Origin of the sequence: Pseudomonas sp. PICF6, from assembly GCF_009831705.1 — a bacterium.
Taxonomy (GTDB): domain Bacteria; phylum Pseudomonadota; class Gammaproteobacteria; order Pseudomonadales; family Pseudomonadaceae; genus Aquipseudomonas; species Aquipseudomonas rhizophila.
The window spans coordinates 136,609-157,267 of the sequence record NZ_WUUD01000013.1 but is presented as its reverse complement, the minus strand read 5'-3'; the positions used below and the strand labels follow the sequence as shown (position 1 = coordinate 157,267).

22 protein-coding genes, 1 tRNA gene and 2 pseudogenes are annotated in these 20,659 nt (G+C 59.0%); 9 read left to right on the top strand and 16 right to left on the bottom strand.

Features of this window, described 5'->3' with window-relative positions:
• Positions 1-1,125 (bottom strand): glutamine synthetase family protein (locus tag GSM73_RS05770; protein WP_256676728.1); only part of this gene is annotated, 1,125 nt, incomplete at its 3' end.
• 522 nt (positions 1,126-1,647) lie between these two features.
• Between GSM73_RS05770 and GSM73_RS05765 the strand changes: the two are divergent.
• Positions 1,648-1,950: pseudogene (locus GSM73_RS05765) on the top strand (LysR family transcriptional regulator); the annotation flags it as partial.
• 106 nt (positions 1,951-2,056) lie between these two features.
• On the opposite strand, the gene GSM73_RS05760 reads toward GSM73_RS05765, so the two are convergent.
• The 5 genes from GSM73_RS05760 to GSM73_RS05740 all read right to left on the bottom strand — a co-directional run bounded on the left by GSM73_RS05760 (position 2,057) and on the right by GSM73_RS05740 (position 6,790).
• Entirely contained in the window at positions 2,057-2,422 is a 366-nt protein-coding gene (locus GSM73_RS05760) for a 5-carboxymethyl-2-hydroxymuconate Delta-isomerase (protein WP_047227950.1), read from the bottom strand.
• A gap of 228 nt (positions 2,423-2,650) precedes the next feature.
• Positions 2,651-4,735 carry a DUF6311 domain-containing protein gene (locus GSM73_RS05755; protein WP_160891840.1) on the bottom strand — a complete coding sequence of 695 codons (2,085 nt, stop codon included), beginning with the start codon at positions 4,733-4,735 and terminating at the stop codon, positions 2,651-2,653.
• Positions 4,732-5,115, bottom strand: coding sequence for a GtrA family protein (locus GSM73_RS05750; RefSeq protein WP_047227952.1), 384 nt, complete (start codon positions 5,113-5,115; stop codon positions 4,732-4,734). The genes GSM73_RS05755 and GSM73_RS05750 overlap by 4 nt, the downstream gene beginning before the upstream one ends.
• Positions 5,112-5,819: a bifunctional 2-polyprenyl-6-hydroxyphenol methylase/3-demethylubiquinol 3-O-methyltransferase UbiG gene (locus tag GSM73_RS05745; protein ID WP_139050910.1), complete on the bottom strand. Its 708-nt coding sequence runs from the start codon at positions 5,817-5,819 to the stop codon at positions 5,112-5,114. Before GSM73_RS05745 ends, GSM73_RS05750 begins: the two co-directional genes overlap by 4 nt.
• Before the next feature lie 2 nt (positions 5,820-5,821).
• Positions 5,822-6,790 carry a glycosyltransferase family 2 protein gene (locus GSM73_RS05740; protein ID WP_047227954.1) on the bottom strand — a complete coding sequence of 323 codons (969 nt, stop codon included), beginning with the start codon at positions 6,788-6,790 and terminating at the stop codon, positions 5,822-5,824.
• Between the two features lie 337 nt (positions 6,791-7,127).
• Here GSM73_RS05740 and GSM73_RS05735 point away from each other — a divergent pair, with 337 nt between their 5' ends.
• From GSM73_RS05735 to GSM73_RS05725, 3 genes are all read left to right on the top strand, one after another.
• Entirely contained in the window at positions 7,128-7,319 is a 192-nt protein-coding gene (locus tag GSM73_RS05735) for a DUF1508 domain-containing protein (protein WP_047227955.1), read from the top strand.
• Positions 7,320-7,463: 144 nt separating this feature from the next.
• Positions 7,464-8,270, top strand: a complete 807-nt coding sequence (locus GSM73_RS05730) for an AraC family transcriptional regulator (RefSeq protein WP_047227956.1) — start codon at positions 7,464-7,466, stop codon at positions 8,268-8,270.
• Between the two features lie 102 nt (positions 8,271-8,372).
• Entirely contained in the window at positions 8,373-8,744 is a 372-nt protein-coding gene (locus GSM73_RS05725) for a cupin domain-containing protein (RefSeq protein WP_076385948.1), read from the top strand.
• A 32-nt stretch (positions 8,745-8,776) separates the two neighbouring features.
• Here the strand turns inward: GSM73_RS05725 and GSM73_RS05720 are convergent, their stop codons facing one another.
• The 3 genes and pseudogenes from GSM73_RS05720 to GSM73_RS28180 form a co-directional block, all read right to left on the bottom strand.
• Positions 8,777-9,547: a phytanoyl-CoA dioxygenase family protein gene (locus GSM73_RS05720; RefSeq protein ID WP_372241363.1), complete on the bottom strand. Its 771-nt coding sequence runs from the start codon at positions 9,545-9,547 to the stop codon at positions 8,777-8,779.
• Positions 9,548-9,561: 14 nt separating this feature from the next.
• A complete protein-coding gene (locus GSM73_RS28185; protein ID WP_372241368.1) occupies positions 9,562-10,341 on the bottom strand; it encodes a methyl-accepting chemotaxis protein in 780 nt (259 codons plus the stop codon).
• A 78-nt stretch (positions 10,342-10,419) separates the two neighbouring features.
• Positions 10,420-11,193 (bottom strand): annotated as a pseudogene (locus tag GSM73_RS28180) (MCP four helix bundle domain-containing protein); the annotation flags it as partial.
• A 499-nt stretch (positions 11,194-11,692) separates the two neighbouring features.
• Here GSM73_RS28180 and GSM73_RS26935 point away from each other — a divergent pair.
• Together GSM73_RS26935 and GSM73_RS05710 are read left to right on the top strand one after the other, a co-directional pair.
• Positions 11,693-11,959 (top strand): hypothetical protein, encoded by a 267-nt coding sequence (locus GSM73_RS26935; protein ID WP_047227960.1) that lies wholly within the window; start codon positions 11,693-11,695, stop codon positions 11,957-11,959.
• Positions 11,960-12,245: 286 nt separating this feature from the next.
• Positions 12,246-12,662 (top strand): type II toxin-antitoxin system YafO family toxin, encoded by a 417-nt coding sequence (locus GSM73_RS05710; protein ID WP_047227961.1) that lies wholly within the window; start codon positions 12,246-12,248, stop codon positions 12,660-12,662.
• A 173-nt stretch (positions 12,663-12,835) separates the two neighbouring features.
• Here the strand turns inward: GSM73_RS05710 and GSM73_RS05705 are convergent.
• The 5 genes from GSM73_RS05705 to dapA form a co-directional block, all read right to left on the bottom strand.
• Positions 12,836-12,925 (bottom strand) — tRNA-Ser (locus GSM73_RS05705).
• Between the two features lie 83 nt (positions 12,926-13,008).
• On the bottom strand, positions 13,009-13,722 hold the full coding sequence (gene purC / locus GSM73_RS05700; protein WP_025212375.1) for a phosphoribosylaminoimidazolesuccinocarboxamide synthase: 714 nt from the start codon (positions 13,720-13,722) through the stop codon (positions 13,009-13,011).
• Between the two features lie 28 nt (positions 13,723-13,750).
• Positions 13,751-14,509: an MBL fold metallo-hydrolase gene (locus tag GSM73_RS05695; protein WP_047227962.1), complete on the bottom strand. Its 759-nt coding sequence runs from the start codon at positions 14,507-14,509 to the stop codon at positions 13,751-13,753.
• 4 nt (positions 14,510-14,513) lie between these two features.
• On the bottom strand, positions 14,514-15,629 hold the full coding sequence (gene bamC / locus GSM73_RS05690; protein WP_047227963.1) for an outer membrane protein assembly factor BamC: 1,116 nt from the start codon (positions 15,627-15,629) through the stop codon (positions 14,514-14,516).
• A gap of 17 nt (positions 15,630-15,646) precedes the next feature.
• The gene (gene dapA, locus GSM73_RS05685; RefSeq protein WP_047227964.1) at positions 15,647-16,525 is read right to left on the bottom strand and encodes a 4-hydroxy-tetrahydrodipicolinate synthase; all 879 of its coding nucleotides are present in this window, start codon (positions 16,523-16,525) and stop codon (positions 15,647-15,649) included.
• Positions 16,526-16,841: 316 nt separating this feature from the next.
• Here dapA and GSM73_RS05680 point away from each other — a divergent pair, with 316 nt between their 5' ends.
• Both GSM73_RS05680 and GSM73_RS05675 read left to right on the top strand, forming a co-directional pair.
• Positions 16,842-17,402 (top strand): glycine cleavage system protein R, encoded by a 561-nt coding sequence (locus tag GSM73_RS05680; protein WP_160891834.1) that lies wholly within the window; start codon positions 16,842-16,844, stop codon positions 17,400-17,402.
• Between the two features lie 10 nt (positions 17,403-17,412).
• Positions 17,413-17,886: a peroxiredoxin gene (locus GSM73_RS05675; protein WP_047227966.1), complete on the top strand. Its 474-nt coding sequence runs from the start codon at positions 17,413-17,415 to the stop codon at positions 17,884-17,886.
• A 135-nt stretch (positions 17,887-18,021) separates the two neighbouring features.
• Here the strand turns inward: GSM73_RS05675 and GSM73_RS05670 are convergent, their stop codons facing one another.
• Together GSM73_RS05670 and GSM73_RS05665 are read right to left on the bottom strand one after the other, a co-directional pair.
• Entirely contained in the window at positions 18,022-18,864 is an 843-nt protein-coding gene (locus GSM73_RS05670) for an AI-2E family transporter (protein ID WP_160891832.1), read from the bottom strand.
• A 29-nt stretch (positions 18,865-18,893) separates the two neighbouring features.
• Positions 18,894-19,133 carry a sulfurtransferase TusA family protein gene (locus GSM73_RS05665; RefSeq protein ID WP_047227968.1) on the bottom strand — a complete coding sequence of 80 codons (240 nt, stop codon included), beginning with the start codon at positions 19,131-19,133 and terminating at the stop codon, positions 18,894-18,896.
• Positions 19,134-19,231: 98 nt separating this feature from the next.
• On the opposite strand from GSM73_RS05665, the gene GSM73_RS05660 reads away from it, so the two are divergent.
• Positions 19,232-20,659 (top strand): M48 family metalloprotease (locus tag GSM73_RS05660; RefSeq protein WP_160892013.1); only part of this gene is annotated, 1,428 nt, incomplete at its 3' end.

Genomic DNA, 20,659 nt, shown 5'->3' with positions numbered 1-20,659 from the left:
CAGTATCGCTGCGGCGGCCAGGTACGGGTTGGCGTCGGCACCACAAATACGATGTTCGATATGCCGCGAAAATGCTGGCCCGCCCGGTACCCTCAGGCTCACGGTGCGATTGTCCACGCCCCAGGTTGCCGCCAGCGGCGCGTAGCTGTTGCTCTGGAAGCGTCGGTAGGAATTGGCATTCGGGCAGAACATCAGCAGTGAGTCGAGCAACGTGTCGAGCATCCCGCCCACCGCATGACGCAGCAGCGGCGTGCCATCGGCGGCTTCGCTGGCAAACAGGTTATGGCCCTCGCTATCCGCCAGGCTGACGTGCATGTGCATGCCCGAACCTGCCAGTTCCGCGAAAGGCTTGGCCATGAAACACGCCTGCATGCCGTGTTTATGCGCCACGCCTTTGACCAGACGTTTGTAGCGCACCGCCTCATCCATGGCCTGCAAGGCATCGGTGCGGTGTTCGAGGGTGATTTCCACCTGGCCCGGCGCGTATTCGGAAATGGCCGTTCGGGCCGGGATCCCCTGCGACTTGCAGGCGGAATAGAGGTCCGCCAGGAACGGTTCGATCTGTTCCAGCTCGCGCAAGCCATAGACCTGCGTGGCACCGGGTCGGCCGCCATCAGCGTCCCGCGCCGGTTGCGGCCGGCCCTGGCTGTCGCGCTGCGCGTCCAACAGATAAAACTCCAGCTCCGCCGCCATCACCGGGTAATAGCCATCGGCCTGCAAAGCGTCGATCACTTGGCTGAGCAGGTAACGCGGATCGGCGATGGTCGCGGGCATGCCTTCCTGAGGATGCATGCTGACCTGCACTGCCGCAGTGGGGATCAGCCGCCAGGGCATTCGCTGCAAGCTGTCGCTGATGGGATAAGCCCGGCAATCGATGTCGCCAACATCCCACACCAGCCCGGAGTTTTCCACGTCGTCGCCATTGATGGTCAACCCGAGAATGGTACTGGGCAAGGGCCGCCCACTTTCGTAAAGCGCCAGCAACTCATCCCGGTGCAGCAGTTTGCCCCGAGGCACACCGTTGCTGTCGAGAATAAACAGCTCGAACAGCTCAATATCCGGATTTTGCTCCAGGAACGCCTGGGCTTGATGCAGGGGGGCAAAAGAGAGGTGGGCAGAACTCATGAGAACGCTCGTATTTTCATGTCGGACGGGCGACAAAGCACCGTCAGCCTGTGCTCGCGATCAACGAACACTGTTTAGGATCAACAGGAAATACAAGTATCTGGAGGACGGGCGTGGCGACAATGCCAGAGTGCCCAAAAAGCCAGTTCAGAGGGCAGCGCACACAGCGTGGGAGAGACCCCGGACATAAACCTGCCCACCGGCCCCATTGCGGCGAATGAAGGGTATTGGATTGCTGCGGGCCAACCGTCCATAAAAGACATCACAGGAAACACACTTTGGCAGAGTCCCACGTCACCAAAGCCGGTTAAACCTTGATTTGATGGAGCTTGGATCGCAATGAGCTAAACAATCGGCCAGAGAATCGAATGCTGAACGATCCGTCGTGTTCATTACATTATCTGTCCCACTCGCGACCGTGAAACCGCTCGCCTGGCATTCTCCTGGGACGATCGTTCCGTTAGGATCAAGGGTCTGGTTTGCGCAAGATCCGCGCAAGGAGCACAGAGAGAGACAGAACGGATGCTGAACAGTAACTCCCTCAGAAAACTCGATATGCAAGACCTCATGGTGTTTAACGCTGTGTACGAGCAAAGCAGCGTCACCGGTGTATCCGAGGCGTTGTGTGTCAGCCAGTCAACGGTCAGCTACTGCCTCAAGAAACTGCGGACCTGTTTCGACGACGAGTTGTTCATCAACACCCGCACTGGCATGCGCCCCACTTATAAAGCCGAGGGCATGTACAAGCATGTGCGCGCCATCTTGCAGAGTATCAACCTGTGCCATGCCGGTGCGGCCACGGTTGATCCCACCCGGCAAACCATCAAGCGCCTGAAGGCTTGTCGGGATTCACCTTGAAACGCCGTGCAGCCAGGCCGCTGATAGCACCTGGCTGCGCGAGCGGATCGTCAAGACGCGAAGCACCTGACCCTCAGGCGCCGACGACAGCCTTGGCATAGGGGCCTCGGTCGATGTCGAGGATTTCCACGCACAGTTGCACGGAAACGTCAGCCGGCCATTCGCCCACCTCCTGGATCACCTCCAACAGTTTTTCGGCCAGCTGCTTCTTGACCTCTGGCGAACGGCCGCTCAACAAGGCCAGCTTCACGTGCACGAAACCGCGCTTTTCGAAAAGGGTGCCCACCAGGAAATTCTCGATTTTCACAGCCCGGCTTTTGATGTCCGACTCGGCAGCGAACTGACCGGAGGCCACCAGCGTATTATTCAGACGCAACAGTACGACACCCTCGTCAAACTTGGGCAGGTTGGCGGTGTACTCCATGTGCAGGTGAGGCATGTGTTCGACTCCTGTTCGAAAATATGACGATGTGGTTTCAGCCGTCGCAACCATACCTCGACTTTACTTGGCTGACGCAGGTTTTTGTTTCGCGCAGCAGAATTTGCACCGCGCCGGCGCGCTCACGCATGAACGCTTCCAGCCGTATCAGCGTTTCGAAAAACAGCCTCAAATTGTGCATTCAGCGCTGCGCAAAAAACCTTGAAGCACACGATAAAGACGTCCGGCTTAATTCACCGTCAGAGACTTCAGCCCCAACGCCATGACTCGCTCGTCGCTCCCCAACCCCAGCGCCTTGGGACTGACCGCGTCGGGTAGATGAAACTGCACACGCACCTGCCCATCTGCGGCAATCGCTTCGCGGATGGCCGGGCTCAATGACAGCTCCAGGGTGTTCTCCTGCATGCGGGTCAGTTGCGTCGACAGGGCCGCAACGCCATTGATCGAGACCTCGATTCTCTGCCTGGTATGCAGGGGCTGTACGAACGCCGCAGCTTCGATCGAGAGGGCGCGGGCCTCAGGGGGTACACGCAATACAAGCTCTGCCTGAGCACCTTCCGACCAGGTACCCCAATCTTCGACGCGCCCCCAGCCGCTGACCAACATCGCGTTTATTCGGTTGAACACCTGGCGCTCACCTGGCTTGACCTGCACGTCCAGCGTCTCCTGCGCTATCGCTGGGCATTGGGTACAGGTCTTCCATCCCGGCGCCAGCACCACGAGGCCATCAAGACGGGTCAGCAGATCGGTCTGGCGATTAACGGTTTTGATCGCTTCGAGCGCGGTGCGGCTGTCGAGAATGTAGAGGGAATCCGCTTCATACTGACCGGTGGCGAGCATTTGGCCTGCGTGCCGTTGAGCGTGTTCGATCTCCCGAGTGCCCATCCGCCCCAAGTACACGCTATCGGTTTCCAGACCATGGTTCTGGGCGTATTGGCTGATCAACAGCCAGTTTTCCGGCTGATTCTGCGGCAACAACGACCGGACCTTGGCGTAGTGATTTGCCGCGCTGGCCCAAAACGGGTCGGCCAGGGGCGTCGGCCAGCTCGCGGCGGTCGGCATCATCCGGCTCTTGCGCAGGCCTGCCCACCCGCTGCGGGTATCCAGAACCTGCACCACCAGGGCCACGGCCAGCAGACACACCGCAGCTCGTGGCTTATTGCCTCGGACCACCAAAAAGATCAGCGTAAACACGAGAATGTAGAACACCGGCCAGAACATCCTACCGGCCGCGCGAAAGACGTTCGCCAACTGCTCGATGGTTTTCGGCAACCAGTAATGCACATCCAGCATGCCAATACCGAGCTTGTTGGTCAGTGAAAAAAGCGTCAGCCCGATCAGCGCCAACAGCAATAGAGGTCTGCGACGCACGGCCTCCGCCAGGCCGGTGTTGCCTTGCAGCAGTGCCACGCCGGCGCAGATCGCCAGCATCAGCACCCCCAAACCCAGGTAATTGAAACCCTCGTAGTCCCCGGGTCCTTGGGGCATGTCGCGCAATACGTATGACCAGCCACTGGGGTTCACCACCGACAAGAGATTCAGACGATACAAGCCAAAACCACCCGCCACGGTCCCGCCGCCCACACTGAAATAACCCGCTTGCCAGCAGCAGAATGCGACCAGCAGAAACAGCCCGGCCAGCTCGATCAAGGCATTGCGCCGGGGTAACCGACCCTTGATGGCTTTGCTGGCCAGATCGGCCAGCCAGATCAATGCCACCATCGCCAACAGATAGGCATGCACCAGCGCCGTCGCGGCCAAGAGCACGCCCCAGGCCAGGCGTCGCTTTTGCAGACCGGGCCGCAACGCCAGGTACAGCGCCGCCAGGATCAGGAAATGCCCGGACAAGGAAAGATGCCCTCCCATGCGCAGAAACATCGGGGGCGAAAACACGAACAACCCGGCCCCCAACAACCTGATCCAGACCGAAGGCGTCAGCAGCCCCACCAGCTTCCAGGCAAACCAGGCCTGCAGGACAAAACACGCCAGCAGCCACAGCCCGAAATACTGGAACGTCTCGGGAAGCCAAGCATTGAAGGGCTTGAATATGAACGCCAGCAGCGGGTTGGAATCGGAAAAAATGATCCCGTTGGCCAACTCCAAGCCATAGGAAGGGTTCATGCCCAACGGAAAGGTCCAGGGCGAATCACGGAAAAACGCCCATCCCAGATAATGAGTCGCCGCATCGCCCTCCCCCAGCCAGGCGATATTCGTCGGGTTCAACACCCGAGGGCCGATGACCATCAGAAACGCCAGCACGCCCAGCAATACGGGCAACAGGGAAACCAGATAACGCTCGCCACGAACAGTCATCGATACGTCCAGAAATTATGCAAGATGAAGGTAAACACCGGGATGATCAGCGCCACGGCAGCAATGCCCGCCAGGTAACTCAGGCCCGCGCTCTGCGCCACCCAGGCCACCAGCATCGCCAGCCAGAATCCGCCGATCGACACCACCACGAAACGGCCGAGCGTGCGGCCATGCAATCGGCTGGAGAAACTCCAGAGCGTGTTGATCAGGTAAGACACCACGGTTGCCACCACAAACGCAAAACCGTTGGCCAACGGCGGGCTGGCCAGGATCAGGTGCACAAACAACACGGCAGCCAACACATGCACAGCTGTCACGAACAAGCCCGTCATGGCGAACCGCAGCCCACGTCGCAGCAACGGCGACCGCGTCCAGATCATGGTTTTTGTGCCAGACAGAACACCGTCAGGCCGGCCACGCGATTGGCGCCCATAAACGCAAGCTCCAGGCTGCACAGCGACTTCAACACGCCATTGACCAGCGGATGATGCCGAGTGAGCGAGCTGGCCGGCGCGCCGGACGTGTTGCGTTGCAACAGGCGCACGGCAGCGGCGATCGGAAACACCAGGCCGAAATAGTAAGCGCTTTTGTGCACCTGCAAACCCGCCTGGGCCACGACCCCCTCCAGTTGCCCGAGGGTGTAACGGCGTTTGTGTTCCAGAAACACATCATGCCCGCTCCAGAGAAACTGGAACGCCGGCACGGTGATCAGGAAGCGGGTGCCAGAGGGCACCTTGTCGACATAAGCCTTGAGCAGGCCCATGTCATCGTCCACGTGTTCCAACACATCCATCAACAACACCAGATCCGCGTCCAGCGCGTCGATGGCGCGCCGGTAGTGGACGGGTTTGCCGGCGGTGCTGGCATCAGAGTCGGCCGGGTAACTGATGTCCACGCACCAGGCCCGGGCCGTCTCGGTATGGGACAACAAGTGATGGGAAAAAAAGCCCGATCCGGCCCCCACATCCAGCAGTGTTTTGGCCGATGTGCCTTTGAGCATGTGGAGCATGGCGCGCGCCTTGGAACGATAGTACCAATGCTGCCCGATATCAGGCCCCAGGATGTCGGTTTCCTTGAGATCCATTGTCAGTCCTTGGCGTCATAGATGCGCCGTACCAGAAAAACCGGTCGGCGTTTGGATTCGATATAGGTCCGGCCCAGGTATTCACCCAGTACGCCGATGCCGATCAGTTGCAACCCGCCCAGGAACGTGACTGCCACCATCAGGGAGGCATAGCCTGGCAGATCGACCCCGGAAATCAGCGTCCGTAGCACGATGAACACGGCAAACGAAAAGGACACCAGCGAGACGCTAAGCCCCAGGTAGGTCCAGATACGCAGCGGTTCGGTGCTGAAACTGGTGATGCCCTCCAGGGCAAAGTTCCACAGGCGCCAGCCGTTGAATTTGCTTTCACCGGCCGCACGCTCGGGCCTGACGTAATCCACGACGGTGGTTCGAAATCCTACCCAGGCAAACAAGCCCTTCATGAAGCGTCGGGACTCGGGCAGGCTCTGCAGCGCATCGACCACACAACGATCCATCAGCCGAAAATCACCGACATTTTCCGGTAGCTTGTGGTCGGCGATTTTATTGTGCAGCCGATAGAACCCGTTGGCGGAAACCTGTTTGGCCCAAGAGTCGGAGTCACGGTTTATGCGATGGCCCAGTACCACCTCGGCACCGTTGCGCCAGTGGGCGATCATTTGCAGGATCACCTCGGGCGGGTCCTGCAGGTCGACGTCGATCGGCACCACCGCCTGGCCACGAGCCGCTTGCAGACCGGCACTCAGCGCCGCTTCCTTGCCGAAATTGCGGCTCAGGTCGACGATCCGGATGCGCGGGTCGGCTCGCTGTTTTTCCAGCAACAGCATCAATGTTTCGTCGACACTGCCGTCATTGACGAACACCAGTTCCAGGGTCACCAGCGGCTCGTTCGCAAAAACCCGATCGACTCTGGCGATAAACAAATCTATGGACTGGACTTCGTTGAAAACTGGAATGACAAGCGAAAGCGCTAGACATCCTTGCAGATCCGCTCCTGGATATTCAGTCACTTGATGGCTCTTTTTCTTATAGGTTTTTCCAGTCCCATCGGGCTCCCAGCCCCCGGGTTCCCCGGACCGGACGTCAATGACAAACGTCTGAATCGGAATGTATTAAGCAGGACCGCACAAGGCAACGCAAGAACGAAACCGGAACTTTATCCAGCCCCGCGCCCCCAAGATGACCTGTTTCCTGAAAAGGGTCGCCGGAGCAAATCCGAATCCACATCGGCAATATTTGATAACGAATGGAAACGAATTTCCCATAGCCAAAACTATCAGCTTGGCTAGGCTTGGAGCGACATGTGCAAAGCATGTCTTGAATGAATTAATCGCAGGGAGCGAACCGATGTATTTTGAGATCTACAGGCAGACCCGAGGCACCCAGAGCACTGGAAAAGGCCAATGGCGGTGGCGCTTGAGAGCCGGCAACCACGAAACGATCGCCAGCGGCGAATCCTATGTGAACAAGGCTGACTGCCTTCACGTCATCGGGCTGATCAAGAGTGCCCAGGGTGAGACACCCGTGAAAGAAATCTGAAACAGCGACGCACTGTACGACCAGTAAGCCGCCCTGCGTAACGAGCAGCTTTCTGCGTTCCGAAGAATCCGGATCTCGCTTTTTCCTGCGCCTAGGCATATCAGACAGGTATCGTGTGCAGATAAAAGCGAGAGGCCGGCCTAAATGACTCAATCAAATCGTGATCGCGACTGGCTGGTACGGGCTCCTGAATCGCGGAAAATGGAACGCATCGAAGCCTATTTCAGTGGCCATGGCTACACCACCCACCGGCATGACACCTACGCCATCGGCGTCACGCTTTGCGGTGTTCAGAGCTTCAACTACCGCCATAGCAAACGCCATAGCCAGCCCGGCGGAACCATCGTCCTGCACCCGGACGAAGTTCACGATGGCGAAGCAGGCACGAGCGACGGCTTTCGCTACCGGATGTTCTATGTAGAGCCCTCCGTGATCCAGCAAGTGCTGGGCGGCAAACCCTTGCCTTTCATCGAAGGAGGGCTGTCGAACGATCCTCACCTCAATGTGGCTACGCGCAGATTATTGCGCTGCATGGATCATCCACTCGATCCGCTGGAAGAGGAGGACGGCATCTACGATGTGGCCCAGGCACTGGACAGCGCAGCGGGTAACCGGCGTGGGCGGCGATTGATCGACTACTCGGCGGCAGAGCGCGCACGACTGTTCATTCATGATGCCCTTGACCAGCCCATCAGTCTGGATGATCTGGTCCAAGCCAGTGGCCGGGATCGATGGAGCCTGTCCCGGGACTTTCGCGCTCTGTACGGCACCAGTCCCTATCGGTATATCAACCAGCGACGCCTGAATAAAGCCCGTCGTCTGGTTATCCAGGGCATGCCATTAAGTGAAGCGGCCCTGGCGTGCGGCTTTTTCGATCAGAGCCACATGACCCGGTTACATAGCCAGGCTTTCGGCATTTCACCAGCACGCTGGCTGAAGATGCTGCGCTGACTTCGGGTGCCGGGCCCCACAAAAGCTGCACAATCATCCAATACCTGCTCAGGCTCAGGCAGTAAGGTCGCGCTCACCCCCTTCACAAGACGAGCATTCCTCATGAGCACTCACTACTCCCCCATCAACTTCGCTCAGAAATACACACTCTTCCAGGAACAGTGGGCCCCGAAAGTCGTGGCCGAAATGAACGACTACCAGTTCAAGATCGTCCGGCTCGAAGGTGACTTCGTCTGGCATACCCACGCCGATACCGATGAAACCTTCATCGTGCTGGAAGGCGAGCTTCGCATTGATTTTCGCGACGGCGCGGTGACGATTGGCCCAGGCGAGATGTACGTGGTGAAAAAAGGTGTCGAGCACAAGCCAAGCGCCGCACTGGAAGTGAAATTGCTGTTGATCGAACCTCGCGGTGTCATTAACACGGGCGACGAAACCAATGAGCGAACAGCGGTGAATGATGTCTGGATCTGACGTAGCGCCGTGACGTAACCGATGCCAGGAGGTCAATCGTACTCAGCCTCCTGGTGATCGCCCAACAGGCGCCGTTGGCGAGGTGTCGCGGCGGCCAGCACAGCAGGGTTGAATTGCCAGTACAGATAAGGCGAGAACTTCTGCGCGATCATCCGCCGGCCATAGTGAACCTGCAGCATATAACGTGAACGATCGACGCTGCGGTTCTCGCTGCCGGCATGCCACAACTCGCTACGCAGCACCAGCACATCACCCGCTCGACACAACACCGATTGCGCGACGCGCCCTTGCCATTGCGTTTCGCCCGCCACGGGCGCCCGCCCCGCCCGATGACTGCCGGGAATGACGCGGGTCGGGCTCAGGTCGGCATTGATGTCGTCGAGGTAAAACTGTGCGGTGAAAATCTGCATCGGCAACTCGAAAGCTGGATCGGCCAGAAGCTGTGGTGGCAATGCCATCGCCAGGTAATCCAGGTGCAACGGGGCGCCGACAAAACCGGGGTGGCAACGCCAGGCTGTCTGCCCAATGATGTGGCAATCATCCCCCAGAGCCGCCTCGGCCAGCTCGATCACCCCTTCCATATCGAGAAACGGCAACCAGAACGGATCACGATTGAACACGCACTTGTAGTGATCGATCACGCCGCTGTAGTCCCAGTGCTGAGGCTTGAGGCGATCGATTGCAAGGCGCAGATCGGTGATTTGCGCGGTGCTCAACACCGCGGGCATCAGGACGAAACCGTCCTGATGCAGGGCTCGCAAGCGCTCGCTGGTGAGCGCCGCCAAGGCTGGGAGAGTGCTCACCATCGCACCTGGGCTCAGGTGCGGAAACGGCCGGTCAACTCCGCCAATGTCCTCGACAACCCGGAAAGCTGCTGGCTGGCATGCATGCTCTGGGCAGAGTTCTGCGCCGCTTCGTTGGACAGGTCGCGGATGTCGGAGATGTTGCGGGCGATTTCCTCAGTGACGCTGCTCTGCTCTTCACAAGCGTTGGCGATCTGCGCGGCCATATCGTTGATCCGCTGTATGGAACCGCCCGTGCCGCTGAGCACCTGATCGACACTCGCCGCCCGCTCGACGCTGTCACGGGCCTTGGTGCTACCAACGTGCATTGCTTGCACGGCCTTGGCGACACCCGACTGCAAGCGCTCGATACGAACCTGGATATCCTTGGTCGAGTCCTGGGTCCGCGCCGCCAGCGCCCTGACTTCGTCAGCCACGACGGCAAAACCGCGGCCTTGCTCACCGGCCCGTGCAGCCTCAATGGCGGCGTTCAGTGCAAGCAGGTTGGTCTGTTCAGCGATGCCACGGATCACCTCGAGGACCGCGCCGATACTGGAGGTTTCCTGGGCCAAGGCTTCGATAGTTCCCGACGCGCTTTCCACTTCCTGGGCCAGTTGGCGGATCGATTCGATGGTGCTGCTGACAACGTCGGCACCATCACGGGACTGACTGGTAGCCTGTTGTGCAGCATCCGAGGCATTCAGCGCGTTGTGGGCGACTTCATGCACGGCGGCGCTCATCTGGGTCGCGGCGGTGCTGACCTGATCGAGTGCCGCATGCTCGCTGCTGATCAGTTGGTCATTGGTCGCGGCCATACTGGCCATGGCGCGTGCCGCAGCATCGACCTCCCCGGTCACCCGGCCCACCTCGGCAATCAGCGGCTGCAGTTTGTCGAGGAAGCGGTTGAATGCGTTGCCGAGCTGGCCCAGCTCGTCAGCCGAACGGACCTCAAGACGCGCCTTCAAATCGCCGCCACCCTCTGCAATCTGCTCGACGCGGCTGAGCAAGCGACGCATAGGACGCAGCACGACCAGTGGCAGGGCAACAACGACCAGAATGCAGCCAAGCAGACCGATCAACAGAATGCCGCCCTGATGCACCCCCACTTCCTCGCCATTTTCTATCGCCGCGTCTCCCTCGCGGTGGGACGCCTGGTCTTCCAGCTCGCCAAGTTTGTCGATGGGATCACGCATGGCCTCGAACAGGCGTTCGCCGTCACCAAAACTCAGTTTGCTGGCCGCCTCCATATCCCCCACGGACAGCTCCATTACGCGCCTCGAAACCTGCTTCCACTTTACAAAAGCGTCATTGAACTGACTGACCAACGCCAGCGCCTCGGCACCGGGCTGCATCGCGGCATATTGCTGCACGCGATCATAAGCCTGCTTCGCATTCTCCTCATGACTGGCGCTCAGCGCTGTCAGATGCTCGTCCGCATGACCATCGAGCAGACTACGCTCGGCAACAAAAGCCTGGTAAAGATCGCGATCGGCATTGAGCAGCAAACTGATGGCCGGCAAGTAACGCTTGGTCAGCTGTGTGCTGGACGCCGTCACCTGGTCGATGCCTCGCATGCCCGACCACCCCATCAACACCAACAACAGCGCCAGAAAAGCAATCGGCAGGGTAATTTTCCAGCGAAAGCCCAGGTCGGCAAAGAACCGCATCATGGGGGGCACTCCTTCTATGGGGGTTAGCTTTCTTATCGGCAGGCATGCCTTGAGCTATAGACCATTAGTCTGATTGACACAAAGCTTTCGGCCTGGAAGACACTGTGGTTATGCAGGTCGTGGAGGGGGTTGGCTGGGATAGAAAAAGGTGGGGAGACGCAATTGCTGCGGGGATTTTTCTGACATTTCCCGGCCACATAATTCAGGGAATCTTCTTACGCATCATCTGATTGATGATTTCTACAGAAGGGCCCTATAGTCCAAGCGTCGTTCGTAGGAGCGGCTTGGGTTTGGCGACCCATGACAAATATGCAGGAACCTCTCGCGGATTGCGGAACGCTACCGTGCGCAATATGCTGCTTTTCGGTAGCTGTGCGTGGGAGATCTTTGGATCTGCCGGTTTTTCTATTTGTCCGGTTCGCCAACCCGCGTACAGCTACCACCTTATTCGTTTGGCGACGATTAAGAAGGTCCTCAATCAAATGGAACTTAAAAAATGAATAGATACATGGCTCTTACCAGTAATGCCGACGATCAACCCCTCTTCGTCGATACCTCCGCGCCTTTGCACATACTGCTTGACACGGCGGGCTATAGAATTCGCGCAGTTACCCAGCTTTTAGAGAACCTCGCAATGCGCGGGGACATTCCCAGCGACTCGGTAATCCTTCAGGACTTTGCACAGCTGTGCTGTATCCCCTTGAGAGATGGCTGTGACGTGCTCGATGTCATAGCCCGACGATTGGATGCAGAGCCGGCCTAGTTCAAAGGGCCCCTGACGGGGCCCATTTCGTCGAAACGAGCATGGTTCGATGACACTGAAACCCTCCGGTTTGCCCGGACTCGATTAATCACATAAGCTGATCAGCATGAATACACACACCTCGGAGGCTCCGATGGCTACCACAAAAAAAGTCGAGAAAGCGCGCAGAAAAGTCACTCACGAAGAGCTGACATTTCTTGACGTTCGACAAGCTGCACGTGATGGTCAGAAAGTGTTCGATAATTTTGTAATCACTGGCAAGCTTCCTATTACAAAGTAGGCGTGGATGCCAGCCGTTAAAATTTCCGCACTTTTTGAACAAACACAGAACTGGAAAAATATTGCCGCACACTTTTATAACTACAAGGTGTGCGGCGAGCTTCCGGCTATCTTTGGCAGAGATGAACAGCTCGATCTGAGCGATATGTGTCACATCCATTTGGCGAGCACTGCAGAAACACAAGCTCGTTGGACACAAATCGGCCGCCAGTACTACCGCACAGCCCTAACAGAAGACCCTGACAACGACTTCTGGCTTATCTATGCCTATGATGATTTCAAAGATGCGTACCTAATGCTGACGATCATTGGACCAGATGCTCACAATCGGAAGGAATGGGGATCGTTTTTACGTACGGTTCATAGCGACATTGTGGAACCTTGGATCGTAGGAAAAATCATTTTTCCCGACCTAGATGAGTGACGCCGCATAGCTCTAATCAAAAATGGCTCACCATGAGTATTTGACCAGCCCTCGGACCTTTAGCATCGGACGACATCATAGCGAGCCTTTTGGCCCTAAAAATGCCCTACCCCCAGAAACGAAAAAGCCCCTGAAATGTTCAACCATTTCAGGGGCTTAGTCGTATTCAATAATGGCGGAGAGATAGGGATTTGAACCCTAGGTACTGTCGCCAGTACAACGGATTTCGAATCCGTCCCGTTCGGCCACTCCGGCATCTCTCCAGTGGCGCGCATCATACCAGCACATTCGCCGGAAGCGAACCCCCGGGCGAAATTTTTTCCGTGCTATCAGATGCTTGCGTCGATTACAGCGGTACGCCCAGACGCTGGGCAACTTCTTCGTAGGCTTCGATGACATCACCCAGACCCTGGCGGAAGCGGTCCTTGTCCATCTTTTTCTTGGTGTCCTTGTCCCAGAGGCGGCAGCCGTCCGGGCTGAATTCGTCACCCAGGACGATGGAGCCATCGCTGAATACGCCGAATTCAAGCTTGAAGTCCACCAGCAGCAGGCCGGCGTCGTCGAACAGCTTGGTCAAAACCTCGTTGACCTTGAGGGACAACTCCTTCATGCGCGCCAGTTGCTCGGCGGTGCCCCAACCGAACGCCACAACGTGGGATTCGTTGATGAACGGGTCGCCCTTGGCGTCGTCCTTCAGGAACAGCTCGAAGGTGTATGGGTTGAGCTTCATGCCCTCTTCCACGCCCAGGCGCTTGACCAGGCTGCCGGCGGCGTAGTTACGCACGACGCATTCGACCGGGATCATGTCCAGCTTCTTGACCAGGCATTCGTTGTCGCCCAGCAACTTGTCGAACTGGGTCGGCACGCCAGCAGCTTCGAGCTTCTGCATGATGAAGGCGTTGAACTTGTTGTTCACCATGCCCTTGCGGTCCAGTTGTTCGATGCGCTTGCCGTCGAACGCCGAGGTGTCGTTGCGAAACAGCAGGATCAAGCGGTCTGCGTCGTCGGTCTTGTAAACCGATTTGGCTTTGCCGCGGTAGAGTTCTTCACGTTTTTCCATGATGGGCTCCGCTTGCTAAGTAGATGGGCTAGGCGATATGTCGCCAGTCGAGCCCTGAATCTTGATCGGCCAGTTGCAGCCAGTCCGGGTCGCACCCTAGGGTGTCGACAAAACATTGCCGGGCTAGCTGCGGCAGGTTGTTCTTGCTGCTCAGATGGGCCAGGACCAGGTGTTGCAGGCCTTGCCAGCCCAACTCGGCCACCAGGAACGCCGCCTGGTGGTTGTTCAAATGTCCGTGTTCCCCGCCTACCCGCTGCTTGAGAAAGTACGGGTAGTACCCGCGCGCCAGCATGTCACGGCAATGGTTGGACTCGATCATCAATGCATCGAGATCCCGGTAGCTGTCCATCACCCTGTCGCAATACGAACCCAGGTCGGTCAGCAACCCAAAGCGCCGCTCACCGTCGCTGAACACATACTGCGTTGGCTCCCGGGCGTCGTGCGCCACGCTGACCACACTGACTTCCAGAGCACCAATGCGCAGTTGCTCGCCACCGGCGACGAAGCCAGCAGGTTCGATGGGCTTACGCAGCCCCTCCAGTGTTCCACGGCTCAGGTACACCGGCAGATTGTAGCGCCGAGACAGTAAACCCACGCCATGCACGTGGTCGGCATGTTCGTGGGTTACGAGTATCGCGCTCAATTGCGCCGGGTGCACACCCAGGCGCAACAGGCGTTTCTCGGTTTCTCGCAAAGAGAAACCACAATCGACCAGCACATACGTGCCGGCGCTGGCTATCAGCGTGCCGTTCCCTTGGCTACCGCTGCCGAGAACGGCAAAACGCATCGGATCAGCCCAGGTTGTCCTGAATCACGCTCAATACCTTGCGGGCCACATCGGCCGGCGCCACGGTGTTGATGTTTTTCTCGACGGTCACCTGAACGTTGTCACCCACCTTGCTCAGGCGAACCTGATAACGCTCGGCACGGGCTTCAATTTCTTCCTTGTCCGGCGCGCTGCCGAACAGACCGCTGAAGAAGCCAGGCTTCTCATCTTTCTTCTCGGCCTTTTCGGCGAGGTTGATGTAGTACAGGCCCAAGCTGCGGTTGATGTCTTCAACCCGCCACTCACCTTGTTCCAGCGCACGACCTACGCTCGACCAGGCGCGATCCAGGTCGGAGCCGACGTTGAGCACCGGGTTGCCGCTGCCGTCTTCGCTCAGGCTGACGCGGCTCGGGACGTCGAAGTCCCGGGATGCAAGCATCGAAACCGAACCGCCCTGTTCTGCGGTACGGCTCATGCTGGCGAGCATGTCGTCCACCAGCGCAGCGTCCAGGCCGGTGTTGACCGAACGGTTGGTGAAGGCCACATCAGCGGTGCTGCCGGCAGGGCGTTCAGCGCTGACCACGTAGATTTCACTGGTGTTGCGCTGCACGCCCGGCTCGATGCGAACCCGCACGCGGCTTTCGCTGTCGGCACCGACACCGGCGGCGCTCAGGCGCTTGGCCATGGCGGCGGACAGCTCATCGGCACGTTGCCAGGTCGTGGTGAATTCGCCCGTTTGCGGGCGCTGCTCGTCCAGGCGGAAACCGTTGTCCTGGAAGAACTGGATCGCCACGGGCCAGACTTCGGCCGGTGGATGCTGGGCCATGACCCAGCTTGAATCGCCACTCTTCTGCAGGGTGTAGTCGCTGGCATCGGCCATGGCCGACAGCGGCTGCGGACGGGGGACGATGTATTCACCCTTGACGCTGTCGTCGGCCACATTACGCGGGATCGGCAACAGCGGATCCAGACGTTTGGCGACATTGACATCGGGAGGCAGTTGCATCGGTGCAGTCTGTTGCGCTTCCAGGTAATCGCTACCACGGTCGCGGAAGTAACCTTCCGGGCCCCAGACCCATCCGCAGCCACTGGTGCTGGAGATAATCAAGGCAAGTGCGGAAAGTCCGGCCATTCGCTTCATGCGTTGTACTTCCTCAATTAAACCAGGACGCCCGACTGGCGCATGGCCTGCCGAAGCGGTTCGTGACAGGCTTCGCTCAGCCAGGTGAGCGGCAGGCGGATGCCTTGATGCATCAGGCCCATTTCAACCAAAGCCCACTTCACCGGAATCGGGTTGGCTTCGATGAACAGATCCTTGTGCAACGGCATCAGTTTTTCGTTGATTGCCCGCGCGGTCTCGGCGTCGCCCTTGAGCGCAGCCTCGCACAGGTCGGCCATTTCGCGCGGAGCGACGTTGGCGGTGACGGAGATATTGCCCTTGCCACCCAGCAGGATCAGCTCGACCGCGGTCGGATCATCGCCGGACAGCACGATGAAGTCATCACTCACGCCAGCGAGGATGGCCTTGGCGCGGTCCAGGTCGCCGGTGGCTTCCTTGATACCGATGATGTTCGGCACGGTGGAGAGGCGAATCACGGTCTCGGCCTGCATGTCGCAGGAGGTGCGGCCGGGAACGTTGTAGAGGATCTGCGGGATGTCGACCGCTTCGGCAATGTGCTTGAAGTGCTGGTACAAGCCTTCCTGGGTTGGCTTGTTGTAGTACGGCACGACCAGCAGGCACGCGTCGGCACCGGCTTCCTTGGCGTTGCGGGTCAGCTCGACGGCTTCGCGGGTCGAATTGGCGCCAGTACCGGCGATCACCGGAATCTTCCCGGCTACCTGCTTGACCACGGCACGGATGACTTCGATGTGCTCGTTGACATCGAGGGTTGCCGATTCGCCAGTGGTACCGACGGCGACAATGGCATGGGTGCCGTTTTCAAGGTGGAAGTCCACGAGTTTGCTGAGGCTGGCCCAGTCAAGACGCCCTTGTGCATCCATGGGTGTGACCAGTGCCACCATACTGCCCGCAATCATGAAACCGCTCCTGCCGGAAAAAGAGAGCGGTAATGGTACTGGCGCCAAGATGCTTGTACAAGCGAACTACCATTCCCCTTGGCGATGGTTTTCGCTACCCTTCAGGCTTTGATCGGTACCGATAAGCTCATACGCCGGTTCCCAGCCTCCGTTATTCGTCGCCACAAGCCCCATTCCTGCGTTTGTCCTGCCGCATTCCCGCCGTCCCGGAATGCAGCGCAACCCCAGGCACAGGGCTTGAGTCGTTCGTTTATCCCGGTCTGTCGCCGTGCCGAGCTGCAAAAGTGCCGACCGCTCATCGCTTTAGGAATGCTGCATGTCCACCCCCACAGTCCGCGAACAATTCCTTGTTATCAGTGCCCTTGGCGCCAACCCCATGGAGCTGACTAACGTCCTGTGCCGCGCCAGCCATGAAAATCGCTGCGCCGTCGTAACTTCACGCCTGACCCGTCATGGCGAATGCAGTGCGCTCGTGCTTGAGATTTCCGGCAGTTGGGACGCCCTGGCCCGCCTGGAAGCGAGCCTGCCGGTGCTGGCCAAGAAACACGCCTTCACCGTCAACGTGGTGCGCAGCGCCGCCCTGGAGAACCGCCTCCAGGCCCTGCCCTACGTGGCGTATGTGAGTTCGGCCTATCGCCCGGACATCATCAACGAGCTGTGCCAGTTCTTCATGGACCACCATGTCGAGCTGGAAAACCTGACCTGCGACACCTACCAGGCCCCGCAGACAGGCGGCACCATGCTCAATGCCACGTTCACCGTGACACTGCCGGCCGGCACCCAGATCAGTTGGCTGCGCGATCAGTTCCTGGATTTCGCCGACGCGATGAACCTCGATGCCCTGATCGAACCGTGGCGCCCCCAAAACCCAATGTAAGGAAGCGTTCATGGCCGTTGCCATCGATCAACCGGTTACCGATTTCCAGGCGCCCGCCACCAGCGGGCACACCGTCAGCCTCGCGGCCCTTAAAGGCAAGCAGGTGGTGATTTACTTCTATCCCAAGGACAGCACCCCGGGGTGTACCACCGAAGGCCAGGGTTTTCGTGACCAGTACGCCCAGTTCCAGGCTGCCAACACCGAAGTGTTCGGCGTATCGCGCGATAGCCTCAAGTCCCACGAGAACTTCAAGTGCAAGCAGGAGTTTCCGTTCGAGCTGATCAGCGACAAGGACGAAGCCGTCTGCCAGCTGTTCGACGTGATCAAGTTGAAAAAACTCTACGGCAAGGAATACCTGGGCGTTGATCGCAGCACGTTCCTGATCGACAAAGATGGCGTGCTACGCCAGGAATGGCGCGGCGTGAAGGTGCCGGGGCATGTGGATGCGGTGTTGGCGGCGGCGCAGGCTCTGAACAAGGCCTGAAGTTTTTTGTTGCCTGTTCTGGCGCTATCGCGAGCAGGCTCGCTCCCACAGGGGATTTGTTAACGCCGAAAATCCAGTGTGGGAGCGAGCCTGCTCGCGATGAGGCCACCCGCCTCACCGGATAAGTAGCGGCTGCTACAGCAACGGCGCCACCACCGGCTCACGGCTCGGCCACGCATCCAGCACAGCCTTGAACAGTGTTGCCAGGGGAATGGCAAAGAACACCCCCCAAAACCCCCACAGCCCGCCAAACAGCAATACCGCGTAATTGAGCCCCAGGGCCACGAAGCCGATGTAGGTCACGCCGCCGCAGATGAAAATCTCGATGACTTTTCCGCGAATGTAGTTGGCGATCTGGCGATTCATTTCCTGGGCCACCCGGGTGATCAGCGCCCGCTCGCGAGGCAGATAGCCACGGACCCAGCGCCCGATCATTTCCCGATCCTTGAGAAAGAAAAACACCAGGATCGGCACCAGCACCAGGTAGATCATGATGTTCACCAGAAGCGGCAGGCTGGACAAAGAAAACGTCAGCGCCCACTGGCCGAACTTGCCGATCTGGCCGCGCACCACCTCTATGGCCTGCAGTACCTGTTCATCGGACACCAGATGCGGATAGCGCTCCGGCAACAGCAACAACAGCGACTGCCATTTGACAAGCATCCCGGGCAATTCATTGAACAAGGTCACCAACTGATGCCAGAGCAGCGGCATGATCACGACGACGAACACCACCAACACCCCCATGAACAGGGCGAACACCAGCCCTACCGCCATGGCGCCAGGCAGCCGCATCCGTTCCAGTGTCGTGACCAGCCCCTGCATCAGGTACGCCAGCACCATCCCTGCCAGCACCGGCGCGAGCATGCCGCCCAGCGTGAGGACTGCCGTGAAGGCCAGGAACAGCAACACTGCCAGCACCACCGCCTCTTCGTCGGAGAAGTAGCGCTGGATCCAGTCGCGTAACACTTTGAACATTAAAAATCCTTAAGGGCCGCTGTTGATTTTTAGGCTTTCTTCAGCCAATAACGGTAGACGCCGTTGTCGTCTTCTTCACGCAGCAGCGTATGACCGGCCAGTCGGGCAAAGGTGCGGAAATCGCGCTGGGAGCCCGCATCCGTTGCGGTCACCTTGAGCACGGCGCCGCTGGCCAGGCGATTGAGTTCCAGCTTGGCCTTGAGCAGTGGTAACGGACAATTCAGGCCGCTGGCGTCCAGTTCGGCATCGGGGGCTACAGCATCGGTCATCGGTTCACTCCGCAGCAGGTCGTTGAGCGACTTAGAATATCTGGTCCCGGGCCTGGTGTCCGGCTACAGTAGGGTCTTTGTCGACTAAGGCTTCGTGCATGACATTTCTGCGCCCCACCCTGCTGACGCTCGCTTGCCTGCTTGCCTCACCGGGCTTCGCCGACGACCTGCCGTCACTTGGCGACGCCAGTTCTGCCATCGTCTCGCCGCAACAGGAGCACCAGTTGGGTCGCGCCTGGCTGGCCTTGCTGCGCAGTCAGGTCTCACAGCTCAACGATCCACAGCTCAAGGACTACGTCGAGTCCAGCGTTTACAAACTGGTGGAGACCAGCCAGGTCAACGACCGACGCCTGGAATTCATCCTGATCAACAGCCCGCAGCTCAACGCTTTCGCCGCACCCGGCGGAATCGTCGGGGTCAACGGTGGACTGTTCCTCAATGCGCAGACCGAAGGTGAATACGCCTCGGTCATGGCCCACGAACTGGCGCACTTGTCGCAACGCCACTTTGCCCGGGGCGTCGAAGCTCAACAACGCATGCAGGTGCCGATGATGGCAGCGCTGCTGGCCGGCATTGTGATCGCCGCCGCCGGTGGGGGTGACGCCGGGATCGCGGCCATTGCCGGCACCCAGGCGGCAGCCATCCAGGAACAACGGCGTTTCTCTCGCCAGAACGAACAGGAAGCCGACCGCATCGGCATCCAGAACCTGGAAAAGGCCGGCTATGATCCGCGGTCCATGCCGACCATGTTCGAACGGCTGATGCGCCAGTACCGTTTCGACGCCAGGCCCCCTGAATTCCTGCTGACTCACCCGGTGACCGAGTCCCGAATCGCCGACACCCGCAACCGTGCCGAACAGGCAAGGCCAGGTGGCATCGAAGACAGCATGCGTTATCAATTGATTCGCGCACGGGTCAAGTTGATCTACGAAGAAACTCCGGGGCTGGGCGCCAAGCGCTTCCGGGCGCAGCTGGATGAAAATCCGAAGAACGACGTGGCCCGCTATGGCTTGGCGATCGCGCAGATCAAGGGCGGCCAGTTGAATGAGGCCCGGGAAAACCTCAAGCAACTCCTAGCCAAATCGCCCAACGAGATCATCTATAACCTGGCCCAGGTCGATCTGGATATCACCAGCAACAAGCTGCCAGACGCTCAGGCTCGCGTCGACCGGATGCTGACCCAGTACCCGGGCAACTATCCGCTGAATCAGGTGCGCGTCGACTTGCTGCTCAAGCAGAACCGCCCCGCCGACGCCGAGAAGGCTCTGGAGAACCTGCTCAAGACTCGTCCGGACGATCCGGATGTCTGGTACATGGTGGCAGAGACCCGCGGACTGTCGGGCAACATCATCGGCCTGCACCAGGCCCGCGCCGAATACTTCGCCCTGGTGGGCGACTACCGGCAGGCCATCCAGCAACTGGACTTCGCCAAACGGCGCGCCGGCAGCAATTTCCCGCTGTCGTCACGCATCGACGCCAGGCAGCGCGAGCTCATGGAGCAGGAGCGCATGGTCAAGGACATGATG